The sequence below is a fragment of the Flavobacterium tagetis genome (genome assembly GCF_016735615.1).
GTDB classification, from domain to species: Bacteria; Bacteroidota; Bacteroidia; order Flavobacteriales; family Flavobacteriaceae; genus Flavobacterium; species Flavobacterium tagetis.
In genome coordinates, this window is the sequence record NZ_JAERSF010000001.1 from 1,321,577 (window position 1) to 1,338,437 (window position 16,861).

At 34.3% G+C, this 16,861-nt stretch carries 15 protein-coding genes; 8 read left to right on the top strand and 7 right to left on the bottom strand.

The window, feature by feature from the left end; translation table 11 throughout:
- Positions 1-135: 135 nt before the first annotated feature.
- Entirely contained in the window at positions 136-1,278 is a 1,143-nt protein-coding gene (nhaA, locus tag JI750_RS05760) for a Na+/H+ antiporter NhaA (RefSeq protein ID WP_201999346.1), read from the bottom strand.
- A gap of 210 nt (positions 1,279-1,488) precedes the next feature.
- On the opposite strand from nhaA, the gene JI750_RS05765 reads away from it, so the two are divergent.
- The 4 genes from JI750_RS05765 to JI750_RS05780 all read left to right on the top strand — a co-directional run bounded on the left by JI750_RS05765 (position 1,489) and on the right by JI750_RS05780 (position 4,610).
- A complete protein-coding gene (locus tag JI750_RS05765; protein WP_201999347.1) occupies positions 1,489-2,439 on the top strand; it encodes a 2-hydroxyacid dehydrogenase in 951 nt (316 codons plus the stop codon).
- Positions 2,440-2,630: 191 nt separating this feature from the next.
- Positions 2,631-3,047 (top strand): DUF805 domain-containing protein, encoded by a 417-nt coding sequence (locus JI750_RS05770; RefSeq protein ID WP_201999348.1) that lies wholly within the window; start codon positions 2,631-2,633, stop codon positions 3,045-3,047.
- A gap of 15 nt (positions 3,048-3,062) precedes the next feature.
- Positions 3,063-3,341 (top strand): TM2 domain-containing protein, encoded by a 279-nt coding sequence (locus JI750_RS05775; RefSeq protein WP_095930301.1) that lies wholly within the window; start codon positions 3,063-3,065, stop codon positions 3,339-3,341.
- A 171-nt stretch (positions 3,342-3,512) separates the two neighbouring features.
- Positions 3,513-4,610 carry a suppressor of fused domain protein gene (locus JI750_RS05780; protein ID WP_201999349.1) on the top strand — a complete coding sequence of 366 codons (1,098 nt, stop codon included), beginning with the start codon at positions 3,513-3,515 and terminating at the stop codon, positions 4,608-4,610.
- Between the two features lie 65 nt (positions 4,611-4,675).
- Here the strand turns inward: JI750_RS05780 and JI750_RS05785 are convergent, their stop codons facing one another.
- On the bottom strand, positions 4,676-6,478 hold the full coding sequence (locus tag JI750_RS05785; protein WP_111377625.1) for a GNAT family N-acyltransferase: 1,803 nt from the start codon (positions 6,476-6,478) through the stop codon (positions 4,676-4,678).
- A gap of 118 nt (positions 6,479-6,596) precedes the next feature.
- Between JI750_RS05785 and JI750_RS05790 the strand changes: the two genes are divergently transcribed.
- The 3 genes from JI750_RS05790 to JI750_RS05800 all read left to right on the top strand — a co-directional run bounded on the left by JI750_RS05790 (position 6,597) and on the right by JI750_RS05800 (position 9,714).
- Positions 6,597-7,358: an exodeoxyribonuclease III gene (locus JI750_RS05790; protein WP_201999350.1), complete on the top strand. Its 762-nt coding sequence runs from the start codon at positions 6,597-6,599 to the stop codon at positions 7,356-7,358.
- Positions 7,359-7,468: 110 nt separating this feature from the next.
- Entirely contained in the window at positions 7,469-8,413 is a 945-nt protein-coding gene (locus JI750_RS05795; RefSeq protein WP_201999351.1) for an OmpA/MotB family protein, read from the top strand.
- A 263-nt stretch (positions 8,414-8,676) separates the two neighbouring features.
- On the top strand, positions 8,677-9,714 hold the full coding sequence (locus JI750_RS05800; protein ID WP_201999352.1) for an aldo/keto reductase: 1,038 nt from the start codon (positions 8,677-8,679) through the stop codon (positions 9,712-9,714).
- Positions 9,715-10,008: 294 nt separating this feature from the next.
- Here JI750_RS05800 and JI750_RS05805 read toward each other — a convergent pair whose 3' ends face one another.
- The 5 genes from JI750_RS05805 to panC form a co-directional block, all read right to left on the bottom strand.
- Positions 10,009-11,973, bottom strand: a complete 1,965-nt coding sequence (locus tag JI750_RS05805) for a transglycosylase domain-containing protein (RefSeq protein ID WP_201999353.1) — start codon at positions 11,971-11,973, stop codon at positions 10,009-10,011.
- Positions 11,974-11,993: 20 nt separating this feature from the next.
- Complete coding sequence (gene radA / locus JI750_RS05810) at positions 11,994-13,355, bottom strand: DNA repair protein RadA (RefSeq protein WP_201999354.1); 1,362 nt, start codon at positions 13,353-13,355, stop codon at positions 11,994-11,996.
- Positions 13,355-14,509, bottom strand: coding sequence for an alpha/beta hydrolase (locus JI750_RS05815; RefSeq protein ID WP_201999355.1), 1,155 nt, complete (start codon positions 14,507-14,509; stop codon positions 13,355-13,357). Before JI750_RS05815 ends, radA begins: the two co-directional genes overlap by 1 nt.
- Before the next feature lie 203 nt (positions 14,510-14,712).
- On the bottom strand, positions 14,713-15,063 hold the full coding sequence (gene panD, locus JI750_RS05820) for an aspartate 1-decarboxylase (RefSeq protein ID WP_008465481.1): 351 nt from the start codon (positions 15,061-15,063) through the stop codon (positions 14,713-14,715).
- Positions 15,064-15,077: 14 nt separating this feature from the next.
- Complete coding sequence (gene panC / locus JI750_RS05825; protein ID WP_201999356.1) at positions 15,078-15,926, bottom strand: pantoate--beta-alanine ligase; 849 nt, start codon at positions 15,924-15,926, stop codon at positions 15,078-15,080.
- A gap of 107 nt (positions 15,927-16,033) precedes the next feature.
- Between panC and JI750_RS05830 the strand changes: the two genes are divergently transcribed.
- Positions 16,034-16,840: a glycogen/starch synthase gene (locus JI750_RS05830; RefSeq protein ID WP_201999357.1), complete on the top strand. Its 807-nt coding sequence runs from the start codon at positions 16,034-16,036 to the stop codon at positions 16,838-16,840.
- The last annotated feature ends 21 nt before the right edge of the window (positions 16,841-16,861 follow it).

Below are 16,861 nucleotides of genomic sequence, written 5' to 3' on the forward strand. Positions count from 1 at the left end.
GATATTGAAAGTATTTGCCTGATTCTTTTCATTATTGAAGTGAGCACAATTGAAATTTGGAATTTTTACTTTTTGGAATTTGTTTTAACCAGATTAAAGAAACAGACAATTTCAATTCTTAATAGTTTATCATATTCAGGTCGTTTTTTTATTCAGAATATATTTTAAGTATAAAAAGCCTGTGAAACCAGCTACGAAAGAAGCAATAAGAATCGCTATTTTAGAAAAAACAATAACTTCAGGATTTTTGAAAGCAAGAACCGTAATGAATATTGACATGGTGAAACCAATTCCGCCCAGCATTCCTGCGCCTAAAATATGAGGCCATTTTAAGTTTTTAGGCAAGATGCACAAGCCAGAAGTTACACCGACAGAAGAGAAAAGCAATATGCCAAGGGGTTTGCCGACAACAAGTCCGAGAATGATTCCGTATGTATTAACATGATTAAGGCCTTCATGCCAGTTTTCTGTAATTGTCAAAGCAGTATTGGCTATCGCAAATAATGGAAGGATAAAAAACGCAACTGGCTGATGTAAAAAATGCTGTAATCTATATGATGAGGTTTTTTCTCCACCATCACCAAACGGAATTACAAATGCCAGAATCACTCCGGTAATCGTTGCATGGACTCCAGAATTAAGCATAAAATACCACATTATGGCTCCACCAATTAAATACGGAATTAGATTATGAACTTTCATTCGGTTTAGGATAAATAATAAGCCCCAAATTCCAAGTGCGATTCCTAGATTCAAAAAAGAAATAGATGTGGTGTAAAAAACGGCAATAACTATTATAGCGCCTAAATCGTCGATAACGGCCAAAGCAGTTAAAAAGACTTTTAATGAAGCAGGAACTTTATTGCCTAGAAGTGATAAAATTCCGATAGCAAAAGCAATATCTGTCGCCATTGGAATTCCAGCTCCGTTTTGTGTGGTTGTACCGTAATTTAAAGCCAGAAAGATTGCGGCAGGAACCAGCATTCCTCCAAAGGCGGCCATAATTGGCAGAGAAGCATTTTTAATATTAGATAATTCACCATGATAAATCTCTCGTTCTAGCTCCAATCCGATCAAGAGGAAGAAAATAGTCATCAATCCATCGTTGATCCAATCTGTAATAGAATGTCCTGCAATTTCTTTTTCCCAAAAAGCAACATAAGGAATTTGAAGAGAAGAATTAGCAAGAAATAGTGATAGAAGCGTCACGCAGAGCAAGATAATTCCTCCTGATTTTTCGTTTTCAAAAAAGGCTTTAAAAGTCTTGGTAAGTTTCATTAGGGAAGATTTTCTGAAGATTTATATGATGGATTGCAAAATCCTTATTCTTTCAAAGTTAAAAAAAAATCCGAGCAATAAAAAGTTTAGGAATAAAGGCGCAAAGATTCAGAGGTTCAAAGTTTATTGCAATAGGAAAAACTTTGGGGCTTTATGACTTTGCGAGATTAAATTAACCGTATTTTTGTTTATTATAAAATTCAGAAAAAAATGAGCATAAAAATTCTTCATATCGACAGCAATAATCCGATTCTTTGGAATCAATTGGAAGAAGCTGGTTTCGAAAATCACGCCGATTTTAAATCTTCAAAAGAAGAAATAGAAGCAAAAATTCAAGATTATAACGGAATTGTAATTCGAAGCCGTTTCAAGATTGATAAGACATTTTTGGATGCAGCAACAAAGTTGCAATTTATTGCAAGAGTTGGTGCAGGTCTGGAAAGTATTGATTGTGAGTGTGCTTCTTCAAAAGGAATTCATCTGATTGCGGCTCCAGAAGGAAATCGCAATGCTGTTGCAGAACATTCGCTCGGCGTAATTTTATCTTTATTCAATAATTTAAACCAAGCTGATGCAGAGGTAAAAGCCGGACATTGGAATCGCGAAAGCAATCGAGGCCATGAATTGGATTTGAAAACAATTGGAATTATTGGTTATGGAAACATGGGGAAAGCTTTTGCTAAAAAACTGAGAGGTTTTGATACAAAAGTTATTTGTTATGATATTTTAGATAATGTAGGAGACGAAAATGCCGAACAAGTTACGTTGGATGAATTACGTGAAAAAACGGATGTTTTAAGCCTTCATCTTCCTTGGACACCAGAAACGGATAAAATGGTTAATAGCGACTTTATAAATGCGTTTAAAAAGTCTTTCTGGATTATAAATACCTCACGAGGAAAGAATATAGTAACAGCAGATTTGGTTGAAGCTATGAAATCTAAAAAAATCCTAGGAGCAGGTTTGGATGTTTTGGAATATGAAAAACTTTCTTTTGAAACACTATTTCAAGAAAACAATACGCCAGAAGCGCTTCAATATCTTATGGAAGCAAAAAATGTATTGCTAACGCCTCATATAGCAGGCTGGACTTTTGAAAGTCATGAGCGTTTGGCACAGGTAATTGTGGACAAAATAAAAGCTGTGTACGGCAAAAACTAGGCTACAGCCTTTAGATTTTAATAACGAGTTTTTTCTTGTGAATTTTATTTAGTGAGATTAGTTTTATTTGTTAATTTTTAATAATATTGTTTCCGAATTTTAAAGAATGAGTCTAAATAGGTTTGTCTTTTGAAGTTCGGAGAAAACCGAAAATCCTAAGAGTAGGCCCAAAAACAAACGACTTAAGAATTATGATTGAATGGTATAAAACTGCCATGTTTGATAATTATGCAAACTTTAGCGGTAGAGCTAGAAGAAGTGAATACTGGTATTTCCGTCTTGCAACAGCACTTTTATTTTTTGTGTTTATTTTTTTAGGAGGAATACTAACGGCAATTTTAGGTACAACAGCAGGTCTTTCAATTGCAGTAGGATTGTTTTGCCTTTATGCGATAGCTTCTATCATTCCATCTTTGGCTGTTACAGTTAGAAGAATGCATGATATTGGCAAAAGTGGCTGGACAGTTTTAGTTTCTTTAATTCCCTTAGCAGGACCTATCTGGATATTAGTTCTGTTAATAACAGAAGGAGAGCATGGCGAAAACTATTATGGTCCAGATCCTAAAAGTACCATTGAAGAAATTGATGAAATCGGAATTAATAATTAACTAAATAATATAAAAATGGAAACTACAAAACCAGAAAGCTGGAATACACCATCTCAACCAAGACAAGAGAATAAAAAAGTATTAGCAGGAATTATGGGAATAATTTTCGGATATTTAGGTATCCACAAATTTATCTTAGGATACACTCAAGAAGGAATCATCCAAATTGTAATTACAATCGTAACTTGCGGAGTTGGTAGTATTATTGGATTCATTGAAGGAATTATCTACTTGACAAAATCAGATGAAGATTTTTACCAAACATACCAAGTTGGTAAAAAAGGCTGGTTTTAAGAGAAAACGCATATAATACTAGAAATCCCATTCAATTCTGGATGGGATTTTTTTTTGTTTTTTTCTTAAAAGATCATCATAAACTTGCGATGTAGAATAGAATACCTTTATTTGTGTTTAAGACTAATGTTGCTTACTAGAACATTAGCACAGTATAATTTTTTTTAAAATATGGGATTATTTAGTAGAAACAATAAGATTGAAAAACCGAAAGTTCTTCTTGAACTAAGAAGTCATAGTTGTCCAATAACAGCGATTGTAGAACAGGATAATAGAACTGTTTATTTTTATTTGTTTGGAGATAACGAAGATTTTGGAATGAAAAGCTGCTGGGTTAGAAATTTAATTGAAGCACCAGAAAAGATAGAAACAAAATTGATGGAAAAAGGTGTTTCTCCTATGCAGACCAAAGAATTTTGTAAATTCCCGAAGGGGCAAGAAGCGCTTATTGCTGATAATTCGGAAATTGTTTGGTTGGAAGAAGGAGATGGAGCGGCATTACTAGAGAATGGAGAGATTTTATGTGTAATTCCTAGTTGGGGAGGCGATGGCGGATTTTATGGATATGCGCGAGATTGCAAAGGTACAGGAGATTTTGCTTGGGAACTTTCAGAAGATAATGAAATGCGCAAGCGTGTTGGAAGTGCAATTGAGTTTTTTGCAGCATGGGATGAAGACCTTAATCCTTTTCAATTGATACAGCCTGAAATCCTAAAGTATTATGATGAAATGTTTGGTAAAAGCGAAAAGTATTTTGCAATTGATGGGCCAGAAGGGCCTCCAAAAGGATTGTACGTGCTAGAAGGAAATGAAAAAACTGTATTTGCGACCGTAGCAGTATCATTGCGACCACAGCCAAAAGTAGAAATGTACTATGAAGATCCTGATGAAGTTAATAGAATTGAGCTTGGAGCCATTCTAAAGTCAGGATTGACAAATGAGCAAGTAAATGACGTTGCTGGTCTTATAAGTGGAATTACAACGACGCCATGGGATTATATTACATTTTTAGCAGAAGGACATACAGTCGAATTTCAAACGACTATTAGTGAGAAATTTAAGTATGCCGTTTTGACCAATAAATTAAAAGTTTTTCCTCAAATGAACTTTTCTGGATACGCAAATTCAAAGATTTCCTTTTTGTGGATTGTGCCTATTTCAGAGAGAGAATGGGAAATAATGAAAGAATCAGGTTCTCAAGTTATATTGGATAAACTTGATGCTATTGGTGAAGAAATTTTCAATTTTGAGCGAGAGGAAGTTGTTTAAGAAGTGTCATAAAAAAGAAACCCTATAAATTTAAATTTATGGGGTTTCTTTTTTATGATTATTATTTAATCCTCTTTCTCAGATAATTTCTTCTCTAATTCAATCTGAAATTCTTCGATAACAGGTTTCATCGTGCTTTCGGGAATATCTGCAATTCTTATGTACATTAAGCCATCAATTGCATTGTTGAATAAAGGGTCAACGTTGAAAGCAACTACTCTTGCATTTTGTTTGATGTATTTCTTAATTAAAACAGGCAGGCGTAAGTTTCCTGGCTCCAATTCGTCAATGATTTTATCAAACTTATTCAAATCAGATTCTGCTTCGTCGAAGATAAAATCTTTATCCGCGTCTTTCAGTTTAACTTTATATGCTTTTTTCGGGTGAATATATTGCGCAATGTACGGATCGTAGTAGTTCGATTTCATGAACTCAATCATCAATGATTTAGAGAAATCTGAAAACTGATTACTGATGCTTACACCGCCAACTAAATACTTGTGTTCAGGATGACGCAAAGTGGTGTGAATAATACCTTTCCACAATAAGAACAAAGGCATTGGTTTTTGCTGATATTCTTTTACGATAAAAGCACGACCCATTTCGATTGACTTGTGCATCATATCATGCAATTCTGGTTCAAATCTGAAAAGATCTGTCAGATAGAAACCTTCAATTCCGTATTTTGGATAAATCTCAGAACCTAATCCCATACGGTAAGCTCCTGCGATTTTTTTGGTTTCATCATCCCATAAAAACATATGGTGATAATACTGGTCGTATTCGTCTATATCAATAGATTCGTTTGTTCCTTCACCAACTTCACGAAAAGTAATCTCGCGTAAACGGCCTATTTCATGTAAAATGTTCGGGATTTCTTTTGCGCTTGCAAAGAAAACCTCGTAGTTTTTACTTTGTAAAAACCTACTGTCACTATCGCGTAATGCCTGAACTTCATCAATCAATTTTGATTCGCTTGCAGGTGTTACAATTTTTTTAGGCGCTTTAGGTATTTTAAGGCTTGCTGTGTCAATCAGTTTGGTGTCTTTCTCAAACGGATTAGCCAGCATATAGGTTTTCTTTCTTAAGAATTCTGAGTATTCTTCAAAAGATTCAATTTCGTTTTGCTCACTTACAGAGATTGGTTTTCCAATACGAACTTTAATTACACGGTCTTTCTGCGTTAAAAGTTCAGAAGGTAATTTTGCAGTTCTTAAGGTATCATCAATCTTAGAAAGCCAGTAAAATAACTTACTGTTTTTGGCATGAAAGTAAATAGGAACTACAGGAACTTTAGCTTTTCTGATTAGTTTAAGAGCACCTTCTTCCCAAGGTTTGTCGACTACTAATTTGCCATCTTTGTAAGTTGAAACTTCACCAGCTGGGAAAATACCTAAAGGTTTTCCGTCGCTTAAATGACGTAAGGTTTCTTTAATTCCAATTACGCTCGATTTTGCATCCTTATGGTTTTCAAAAGGATTAACCGGCATAATGTATTTTTTCATCGGAACAATTCTATGTAACAAGAAATTGGCAATGATTTTGAAATTTGGCTCTCTTTCAAGCATTAATTTCAATAATAAAATTCCATCAATTCCACCAAGCGGATGATTAGAAATGGTTATATACGCACCATCTTTTGGCAGACGTTTTAAATCTTCTTCAGGGATTTCGAACTTAATTTCCATTTCGTCCAAAATTCCATTCAAAAAGTCAAGGTCTTCCAAATGTTTATTACGATCGTAAATTTTATTAAGGGTCGAGATCTTAAGAACCTTCATAAGAATCCAGCCAGAAAAGGTACCGAAAACTCCGTACTTTTCAACATTTATTGCCTTTGCAACTTCTTTCGCGGTAACTAAACCCATCTACTACTTTTAAATTATTAGAACAGCGAACAAAGATAACAAAAAAGTCTACTTTTCGCTGTTTCCAAGACAAACTTTGCACTTTTTTATTACATTTGGAATCCTAAAAAAATCACTGATGAAAATTATTTCTTATAATGTAAACGGAATTAGAGCGGCAATAAACAAAGGGTTTATCGAGTGGCTGCAGCAAGCAAATCCTGATGTAATATGTCTTCAGGAAATAAAAGCGACACAAGATCAGATTCCAGTTGATGATATTACAGCAGCAGGTTATCCGTTTCAATATTACTATCCCGCAACCAAAAAAGGGTATAGCGGAGTAGCGATTCTTTCTAAAACGAAGCCAAACAATATTGTTTACGGAACAGGAATTCACCACATGGATTTTGAAGGAAGGAATCTTCGTGCAGATTTTGATGATGTTTCTGTAATGAGTTTATATCTTCCGTCTGGAACAAATATTGAAAGGCTGGATCACAAATTTATGTTTATGGATGATTTTCAGAATTATATTAATGAATTGAAGCTTACGATCCCGAATTTAATTATCTGCGGAGATTACAATATTTGTCATGAAGCGATTGATATTCATGATCCAGTTCGCAATAAAACTGTTTCAGGATTTCTTCCTGCAGAACGTGCTTGGTTGGATGCTTTTATGAAATCTGGTTTTATTGATAGTTTCCGTCATTTTAATAAAGATCCGCATCATTATTCTTGGTGGAGTTACCGTGCGGGAGCAAGAGGAAATAACAAAGGTTGGCGTATCGATTATAATTTGGTAAGCAATGTATTAGAGGAAAGATTAAAAAGAGCTGTTATACTTCCAGACGCTATGCACTCAGATCATTGCCCTATTTTAGTCGAAATTGACTAATTTTTGGTATTGTTCTTGTTGAGAGAAAGGTGGTTTAAATTCAAGAATTGATTTTGAATTTTGAAATTGTGAGATTTTAAACGCCTAAAATAAAAACCAATTAAAGTAAGATGATTAAAAAAGCCTCCATCGGATTATTGGCATTAGCCTTGTCCACAACGTCATGTGTTTCTAAGAAAATTTACAATGATCTGGAAACAAAATATTCTGATTTGAAAAAAGAAAACCGTTCTATCACTGATGAAAACGAAAGTTTAAAGAAAGCGAAGAATCAGTTAGAAACCGATCGCGATAAATTGACTAAAGATTTAGCAAATGCGAATGATGATTTGGCAAAACAAAAAGCTGATCTTGCTGCGGAACAAAAGAAATATAAAGTGCTTCAGGATTCTTATAATGCATTGGAGAAAAATAGCAATGATGCATTGGAGAAAAACATGGCTAAAAACCGTGAACTGTTAGCGCAATTAGAAGCAAAAGGTAAAGCTCTTGCAGACGAACAAGCTCGTTTGGATAAAACGGCTAATCGTTTGAAAGAATTGGAAGATATGATTGCGGCAAAAGAGGAATCAATGCGCAAACTGAAAGAAACTTTATCTAAAGCCTTAAATGGTTTTGAAGGTAAAGGTCTAACGGTAGAGCAGAAAAATGGAAAAGTATATGTTTCTATGGAAAACAAATTACTTTTCAATTCAGGAAGCTGGGCAGTTGGTGTTGAAGGAAGAAAAGCAGTTGTCGAACTTGGAAAAGTTTTGGGCGATAATCCAGATCTTTCTGTTTTAATTGAAGGACATACAGACGATGATCCGTATGCAGGTTCTGGACCAATTGCAAACAACTGGGATTTATCGACTAAAAGAGCAACAGCAATCGTAGCTATTTTAAGCGAAAACCCAAAAATCAATAAACAAAAATTAACTGCGGCGGGAAGAAGCGAGTTTTCTCCTCTAGCTAGTAATACAACTCCAGAAGGAAAAGCAAAAAACCGTAGAATCGAAATTATCTTGACGCCAAGATTAGACGAGATTGCGGAGATGCTTAATAGTATTAATTAAAAGTTGCTAAGGTTCTGAGATACTAAGCTACTAAGTTTAAAAAAAGGGTTGAAGTTTTACTTCGACCCTTTTTTGTTATAAAGGAAAAACTTAGAATCTCAGAATCTTAGCAACTTAGAACCTTAGCAAAGAATCTTGTACTTTTTTTAACCTTTCTCGTTTTTAGATTTGAAAAATCGGTTCGTATCTTTGAGGACTTATTATTAAAAAAGGGAAAAAACTTAGAACCTTAGAATCTTAGCAACTCAGTATCTTTAAAAAAAATGAAATACACAACATTACCCAACACCGATATAAAAGTTAGTAAAATATGCCTTGGAACTATGACTTTTGGGCAGCAGAATACAGAAGCTGAAGGGCACAAGCAAATGGATTATGCTCTTGAAAGAGGCGTTAATTTTTTTGATACAGCCGAAATGTATTCGGTTCCTGCGAGTGAAGCAACTTATGGTAGCACCGAAAAAATTATTGGAACTTGGTTTAAGAAATCAGGAAATCGTGATAAAGTAATTTTGGCTTCAAAAATTGCGGGACCAAATCCGAATTTTGGATACATGCGTGAGAAACTGGATTTTTCTCCAGCAAGTATCAAATTTGCTGTTGAGCAAAGTTTAAAAAGACTTCAAACCGATTATATCGATTTGTACCAAATGCATTGGCCAGAAAGAAAAACGAATAATTTTGGACAGCGTGCTTTTCACGGACATGATGATGTTTGGGAAGATAACTTTAGAGAAATCTTAGAAACTTTCGACGGATTAATCAAAGAAGGTAAAATCAAACACATTGGAGTTTCAAATGAAAACGCTTGGGGAATGATGCGTCTTTTGGAAGAAAGCAAATACAACAATCTGCCAAGAATCAAAACCGTTCAAAATCCGTATTCTCTATTGAATCGTTTATTTGAAGTGAATTCTGCAGAAGTTTCAAAATATGAAAATGTTGGTTTATTAGGATATTCTCCTTTGGCATTTGGTGTTTTGACTGGAAAATTTCTGACTGGAGAAAGTCACCCGAAAGCGAGAATTAACCTTTTTCCGCAATACAAACGTTACAATAGCGATCAATGTACTGAAGCAACAAAATTATATCAAGAAATCGCTAAAAAACACGGTTTAACGTTAACAGAATTGGCAATGGGGTTTGTGTTGCAACAACCGTTCTTGACAAGTGCGATTATTGGTGCTACAACTTTGGAACAATTAAAAGAAAATATCGATACGATTGATGTTGTTCTTTCTAAGCAGATCTTGGCTGAGATTGATGCGGTTCAGGCTATAATTCCTGATCCTGCGCCTTAAGTTTTTTTTGCCACGAAGACACTAAGACACGAAGGTTTTTTAATCTCGCAAAGACGCGGAGTCGCAAAGTTATTTTTTTTAAGCTCAATATCGTCCAGCTTTAGCTGGATTAGAAGATAAATGCAAATCAAAGGGCTTTAGCCAAACTAGTAAAGTTTGGCTAAAGCCCTTTTTCTATTTCGATTTTTTTCCCCTAGCTTAAGCTAGGGGCTATTGAAAAAACTTTGCGACTCCGCGTCTTTGCGAGATTAAAAACAAAAAAACTTTGTGTCTTAGTGTCTTCGTGGCAGAAAATTACAAATCAAATTCGTCATCAACAGCCAAAGAATCAGTTTTAACTGCTGTAGAATCTGGAACTTTAATTTTGATTAAAGAACGAGCATTTCCTGAAATATAAACCGGTAATATGCCAGTGGTATCTTCAGGAACTAGAAGTCCTCTTCTGAACATCAGATTCTTTAAAAATTTCTGGTTTTTAATTGCATAATCTTTCAAATTACCTTGATCATTAAACTGATACATGAATTTTCTTGGTTTCGGAATTATCGTTGCCAAATACAAACATTCATCTACATTTAGGTCAGATGGACTTTTCTGGAAGTAAAAATGACTTGCTTCTCCGATTCCGTAAATATTTGGTCCCCATTCAATAATGTTGAAATAGACTTCGAGCATTCTTTCTTTGCTTACAATTCGGTTGTTTTCTAAAATGTAAACTAATAGGATTTCTTCAAGCTTTCGCGAAAGTGTTTTTTCTCTGGTAAGGAAAACATTTTTAATCAACTGCATGCTGATAGTGCTGGCACCGCGTGAAAATTTCTTGGTTCTAATGTTTTTAAGAATTGATTGTTTGAACGCTTCGTTTATGAATCCACGATGTGAGAAGAAAGAAGGATCTTCTGTAGTTAAAACGCATTTTCTCAAATAAGGAGAAATTTGGTCTAAAGGCGTGTAATTTGGATTTGCGTTTCCGACCAAAACGGGTCTTTGCAACACATTCTGAATAATCGCACGATAAACAAATTCACCGTTTAATTTATTTAAATCCGCTTCTCCATATTTGGTAATTCGTAAATCTTCTTTGTTCAGTTTGCTGTCAAAAACAAGTGTATTTGGTTTGTTTTTGTTGAATTTGAAATCGAGTTTATAATCAAAGTTTCCAGTTGCCTGCATCCCTTGAAAGTGTGTAAACAATCCGTCAGGAAGCGAAACGATAAAATCCTGCGCTTTCATTTTCGGAATATCGACTTTCAAAGTATAAACCGTATCTTTTTCGGTGTCGTAAGAAATATAAGGACGAACTTTGATTTTGTTCAACTGCATTGTTGAAGTGCTATCGATCGAGATGAAACTATCTCCCAATAAAAAGCGGTAATCAAAACGAGCATTTTTTATTACGACATCTTTACTGGCAATTTTTGGGTGATTGATTTTAAGATTGGCGATAGAAGTATAACCGTCAATATGCAATTCGCTACCGCTTTTGTCAATATTCTGAACATTCAATCGAATAGAATCGAAACTTGCTTTTAAGTTGTAACGCTGATCTAAATATGGAACGCGAATAGCTCCAGTATCTAAATTGAAAAAACGAATATCTGCTTTTTTGTTTCTCGGATCAGCAAATCCTTTAATGTTCCAACGCTGATCAAAATCTTTTGCCTGAACATGAAGATTGGTTTCAAGCTGTTTGTTGCTTAAAACCAATTTATCGACATCAATATTAGTTTGTTTTCCATTGTCGTCGATTTTGAATTTGAAGTTTTTCAAATCCATATCAGTTGGAACTAGATTTAGTACTTTAGAAATGATTCTGTAAGCAAAGGAAGCATATTTACGTTTTTCGTTTGATTCTGTTTCTTCGCGATCTCTTTTTAGAAAAGCATCAAAATTTCGTTTTTTGCCTTTTTTTACTAACTGTATATATCCATTGTCTACTTTTAAAGTTCCAACTTGAACATCTCCAATAAGTAAATTGCTTAAACTGATGCTGGTTTCCACATTTTTTATTTTGACAAGTGTATCAGCATTGATTGGAGCTAAAACAACATCTGTCAATTTTATAGTTGATAAACCGTCAAATGAAGCCGATTCTACAGAAAATTTACTGTTATATTGAACAGCCATTTTATGGGTAACTTTTGCGATGGCTTGGTTTAAAAGTGAATTACGGAAATAGTACAATCCGATGCAAAGCACTAAAATTACTATTCCTAGTATTTTTAATGCCTTGTATATTTTTTGTTTTGGAAAATTCATAGGAGGAGTGGTATTTGAAATCAGCCAAAAAGTATGGTTGCAACATCTTCAATTTTTGCAACAAGCTCAATCTTAATTCCTGTGTTTTTTAAAGCAATTTTGTTGTATTTGGAAACAAAGATAGTATCGAAACCTAATTTTTCAGCTTCTTGAATACGCTGATCTACACGATTTACAGGGCGAATTTCGCCAGAAAGTCCGACTTCGCCGGCAAAACAGAAACCTTTTCCAACAGGAATATCTTCATTAGAAGATAAAATTGCGGCAACAACGGCCAAGTCAATGGCAGGATCATCAACAGAAATTCCACCAGTAACATTTAGGAAAACGTCTTTTGCGCCTAAGCGGAATCCAGCTCTTTTTTCTAAAACAGCCAAAATCATGTTTAGTCGTTTTGCATTATAACCTGTTGTGCTTCGTTGCGGTGTTCCGTAAACTGCGGTGCTAACCAAAGATTGAATTTCAATCATCAGCGGACGCATGCCTTCTAAAGTTGTGGCAATTGCTGTTCCAGATAATTCTTCATCTTTATGTGAAATCAGAATTTCAGAAGGATTGCTGACTTCTCGTAATCCACTACCCAACATTTCATAAATTCCAAGTTCAGATGTAGAACCAAAACGATTTTTAAGCGAACGTAAAATTCGGTAAATATGGTTTCTGTCGCCTTCAAACTGTAGAACTGTATCAACCATATGTTCCAAGATTTTTGGTCCTGCGATATTTCCGTCTTTGGTAATATGCCCAATTAAGATTACTGGAATATTGCTTTCTTTGGCAAATTTGATCAGTTCGGCAGTGGTTTCACGAATTTGGGAAATACTACCTGCGGTTGATTCGATATAATCTGTATGTAAAGTCTGAATGGAGTCTATAATGACAACTTCAGGCTGAATGGTTTCAATCTGTTTGAAAATGTTCTGCGTTTTAGTTTCAGTTAGAATATAGCAGTTATCGCTATTTGGCGTAATTCTTTCCGCACGCATTTTGATCTGTTTCTGACTTTCTTCTCCAGAAACATACAATGTTTTATAAGGTAATTTTAATGATACTTGAAGTAAAAGTGTACTTTTTCCGATACCGGGTTCACCGCCTAAAAGCGTTAAAGATCCAGGAACAAGTCCGCCACCTAAAACACGATTCAATTCGCCGTCAGTTGTGTCCATTCGAACTTCCTGAGTAGAATCGATCTCATTAATTTTTAAAGGCTTTGGTGCTTTGCTTGTTGGAGTAGGTTCGCTTTTCCAAGCCACTTTATCCTGTTTCTGAATAATTTCTTCGGCAATCGTATTCCATTCTTTGCATGCGTTGCATTGCCCTTGCCATTTGGCATATTGGGTTCCGCAGTTTTGGCAGAAAAAGGAAGTTTTAACTTTTGACATTATTTACTTTTTTTAGCAAGTGTATTCATTTCGTCAATTTTCTCATACATCATGTCTTTGTTCAAATCGCCAATTGGCTCCATTTGCGAAGCGTTTTGGTATTTTTTCGAAGCGTGTTTAGGATCACCTTGTTTTTCATACATTAATCCTAATTCATATTCTCCCAACATGGCTTTTGGGTAATTTACATTTCCTATTTCAGCCATTTTTCCTAGTTCGCTATAGGCATTTCTTTTTAAAATAAGATTTTCTACTACTTTAAAATCGCTCATTCGAACAGGAATTTGAACTCCTAAAGCTTCAGACATTGTAGCATATTTTTTTTCTAAATATTCTGCATAACCTTCTTGAAGAACCGCAATTTTGTCGTTGTATTCGGCAGAATTTATAGGTCTGTACACTTCAAAAATCTGGTACAATGCACTTGGTATAGAATGTAATACTTCTGTATAATGTGTTGCGCCTTTAAATACATCATATTTATAATTCACTAACGGATTATTAGCGATTTTAATATTGCTGTTTAATTTATCTATCGGTTCTTTAATTTTTTTAATATCACCTTCTCCAGCAGAAAGGTAATAGAAAATAGGGCTTTTTATTTTAGCAAATTTCTCCGCAATACGCACTTCCATTTTTGGAGCAAGCTCTGGACTTAAACAGATATATGCATTAAAAAGCGGAAATTCTTTATATAAATAAAAATTAGCAAAACTCGCTGTTAAATCATGACCAGCAATAAGTCTGAAAGGCGAGGTGCGGTATTTTTTTTCAATATATGGAACTAATTCAGCTCCGATAAATTCGAAGAACTTTGCTCCTTTTTCAAAAGGAAGTCCTTCGTTTTGGTCAATTGTTGTGTCGTCAAAACGTTCTCCATCTTTATTTTGATGAATTCCGATGATGATCATTTCTGGAATATCATCCCAATAAGTTCCATAACTTACGGCTCCGGAAAACGGATCAAATAAGTAATCTCCATCTAATAAATAAAGAACGGGATATTTTTTGTCTTTGTTTGCTTCATAAGAAGCAGGAAGTCCGATCGTAATTCTGCGCTCTTCTCCCAGTTTTTCTGATTTAATGTTATCGAACGTTTTTTGGGCAAACGACGAGATTGAAATCAAAAGTGTTAGTAGGTAAACTTTTTTCATGATTTGTGGCATTTCAGTAAATTAAAAAAGTATTGAAAATAGTGTAGCAATATACTATTTTATTTGCTTCTTTGTTAATTGAGGTAAAAATTGAAGCACAGTGTTTTAGCGTCAGAACCGTTTTGGATTGAGGCAATAGAAAGCTCTTTTGTTCAAAAATGGCTTTTGACAAAGTAGGGGAATTCGGTAAGAAAAAGAAAATCTTAGGTTAAAGAATTGTCGTTTTCATTAGGGAAAATAATCCAAGGTTTGAAGGTTTTTGCTTCTTCAAAATCTAGGGTTGCATAAGAAATGATAATGATAATGTCATCTTTTTGAACTTTTCTTGCCGCAGGACCGTTTAAAGTGATTTCACCTGAATTTTTTTCACCTTTAATAGCGTAAGTTTCAAAACGTTCGCCATTATTGATGTTAACAATAGATACCTTTTCGCCTTCAATAATGTTTGAAGCTTCTAGTAGCGTTTCATCAATAGTAATGCTGCCAATATAATTTAAATCGGCTCCAGTTACCTTAACTCGATGAATTTTTGATTTTATAACTTGAATTTGCATGATGCAAAGTTAGATTAATTTAATGAAATGGTGTCTATCAGTCTTATAGAATTAACAAATACTGCTATAAATGCGCGGTATTTTTTGTCATTCTCTTTCTGATCGATAGACAAAAGTGTAGATTCGTCAGCAATAACAAAATACTCTAGTTCAAATTCTTTATTGTCTTTGAAAGAATTTTCTACAAATTCGATTGTTTCTTGCGGAGTATGATTTTGGAAAATCTCTTTTGCTTCAGTCAAAACTTTGTAGATAATAGATGCGTCTTTTCTTTCTTGAGAAGTTAAACGTTCGTTTCTAGAACTCATTGCAAGTTCATTGTCTTCTCTAAAAATAGGACAGCCAACAATATTTACTGGTAATCCGGTTTTTTCGACTAACTTTTTAACAATTTGAAGTTGCTGAAAATCTTTTTCTCCAAAATAAGCATTTGTTGGAGTTACGATTTCGAAAAGACGTTTTACGATTGTTCCAACACCATTAAAATGACCAGGGCGGAATTTTCCTTCCATCTGATTTTCTAATCCGTCAAAATCAAAAGTCTGCGAAACGGTATTTCCTTCATAAATATCCTCAACAGATGGTGCGTATAAAATAATTTTATCACTTAATGTACGCATTTTCTTAATATCTTCTTCAAGTGTTCTAGGATATTTTGCTAAATCGTCTGCGTTGTTAAATTGCGTTGGATTGACAAAAATACTTACAACAGTATCGTTGTTTTCTTTTAGCGAACGTTGCATTAAAGCCAGATGTCCTTGGTGTAAAGCGCCCATTGTTGGTACAAATCCGATTGTAGAATTTGTGGTTTTGATAGTTTTAAGATAGGCTATCAAAGCTGCTTTACTGTAGAAAATATGCATTGAGGTATTATTAAAATTTATGCAAACATAATATATTAGTTATAAACTGCATAAAATTTTGTAATTTTGCGACGTTTTTTATTACCAAAATTAAGTAAAATACTATTATGAAAGATAAGAGGATATTATATGTATCATCTGAAGTCGTGCCTTATTTAGCTGAAAATGAGGTTTCTTTAATGTCTTATGACGTTCCGAAAATGATTAATGACCAAGGTGGCCAGATAAGAATTTTCATGCCAAGATATGGGAATATAAATGAGAGAAGACATCAATTACATGAAGTGATAAGACTTTCAGGGATGAATTTGGTAGTGAATGACTTAGATATGCCATTGATTATTAAAGTAGCATCTATTCCGAAAGAGAGAATCCAGGTTTATTTTATTGATAATGATGAATACTTCAAACGTAAAGCAACTTTTACAGATGAAGAAGGCGCTTTATATCCTGATAATGACGAAAGAGCCATTTTCTTTGCTAAAGGAGTTGTAGAGACTGTAAAAAAATTAAACTGGGTTCCAGATATTATACATGTTCACGGCTGGCTTGCGGCAATGCTTCCTATTTATATGAAACATTACTATAAGCATGAAGCTTTATTTTCTGAAACTAAAATCATTACTTCTGTTTATGGACAGTCATTTGATGAAAACTTAGATTTAGAAATGATTAATAAAGTTAAATTTGACGGAGTTCCCCATGAGTCTGTGTCAGATTTAGAAGTGCCAAATTATGAGAATGTTTTAAAAGCTAGCATTTTACATTCTGATGGTGTAATCATTGCGTCAGAAAATGTTTCTCCAAGTTTAACAAAATTTATAGAATCTTCAGGAAAACCTTTTTTACCTTTCGCCACGAAAGATGCGTTTGCTGATGCTTATACAAATTTCTATAGAACATTTGGACTTTAAATTTTAATTTTATTATTAGAC

Excerpts from the sequence above, each read along its gene's own strand:
- nhaA (WP_201999346.1), bottom strand. The coding sequence starts at position 1,278 with ATGAAACTTACCAAGACTTTTAAAGCCTTTTTTGAAAACGAAAAATCA.
- JI750_RS05765 (WP_201999347.1), top strand. The coding sequence starts at position 1,489 with ATGAGCATAAAAATTCTTCATATCGACAGCAATAATCCGATTCTTTGG.
- JI750_RS05770 (WP_201999348.1), top strand. The coding sequence starts at position 2,631 with ATGATTGAATGGTATAAAACTGCCATGTTTGATAATTATGCAAACTTT.
- JI750_RS05775 (WP_095930301.1), top strand. The coding sequence starts at position 3,063 with ATGGAAACTACAAAACCAGAAAGCTGGAATACACCATCTCAACCAAGA.
- JI750_RS05780 (WP_201999349.1), top strand. The coding sequence starts at position 3,513 with ATGGGATTATTTAGTAGAAACAATAAGATTGAAAAACCGAAAGTTCTT.
- JI750_RS05785 (WP_111377625.1), bottom strand. The coding sequence starts at position 6,478 with ATGGGTTTAGTTACCGCGAAAGAAGTTGCAAAGGCAATAAATGTTGAA.
- JI750_RS05790 (WP_201999350.1), top strand. The coding sequence starts at position 6,597 with ATGAAAATTATTTCTTATAATGTAAACGGAATTAGAGCGGCAATAAAC.
- JI750_RS05795 (WP_201999351.1), top strand. The coding sequence starts at position 7,469 with ATGATTAAAAAAGCCTCCATCGGATTATTGGCATTAGCCTTGTCCACA.
- JI750_RS05800 (WP_201999352.1), top strand. The coding sequence starts at position 8,677 with ATGAAATACACAACATTACCCAACACCGATATAAAAGTTAGTAAAATA.
- JI750_RS05805 (WP_201999353.1), bottom strand. The coding sequence starts at position 11,973 with ATGAATTTTCCAAAACAAAAAATATACAAGGCATTAAAAATACTAGGA.
- radA (WP_201999354.1), bottom strand. The coding sequence starts at position 13,355 with ATGTCAAAAGTTAAAACTTCCTTTTTCTGCCAAAACTGCGGAACCCAA.
- JI750_RS05815 (WP_201999355.1), bottom strand. The coding sequence starts at position 14,509 with ATGAAAAAAGTTTACCTACTAACACTTTTGATTTCAATCTCGTCGTTT.
- panD (WP_008465481.1), bottom strand. The coding sequence starts at position 15,063 with ATGCAAATTCAAGTTATAAAATCAAAAATTCATCGAGTTAAGGTAACT.
- panC (WP_201999356.1), bottom strand. The coding sequence starts at position 15,926 with ATGCATATTTTCTACAGTAAAGCAGCTTTGATAGCCTATCTTAAAACT.
- JI750_RS05830 (WP_201999357.1), top strand. The coding sequence starts at position 16,034 with ATGAAAGATAAGAGGATATTATATGTATCATCTGAAGTCGTGCCTTAT.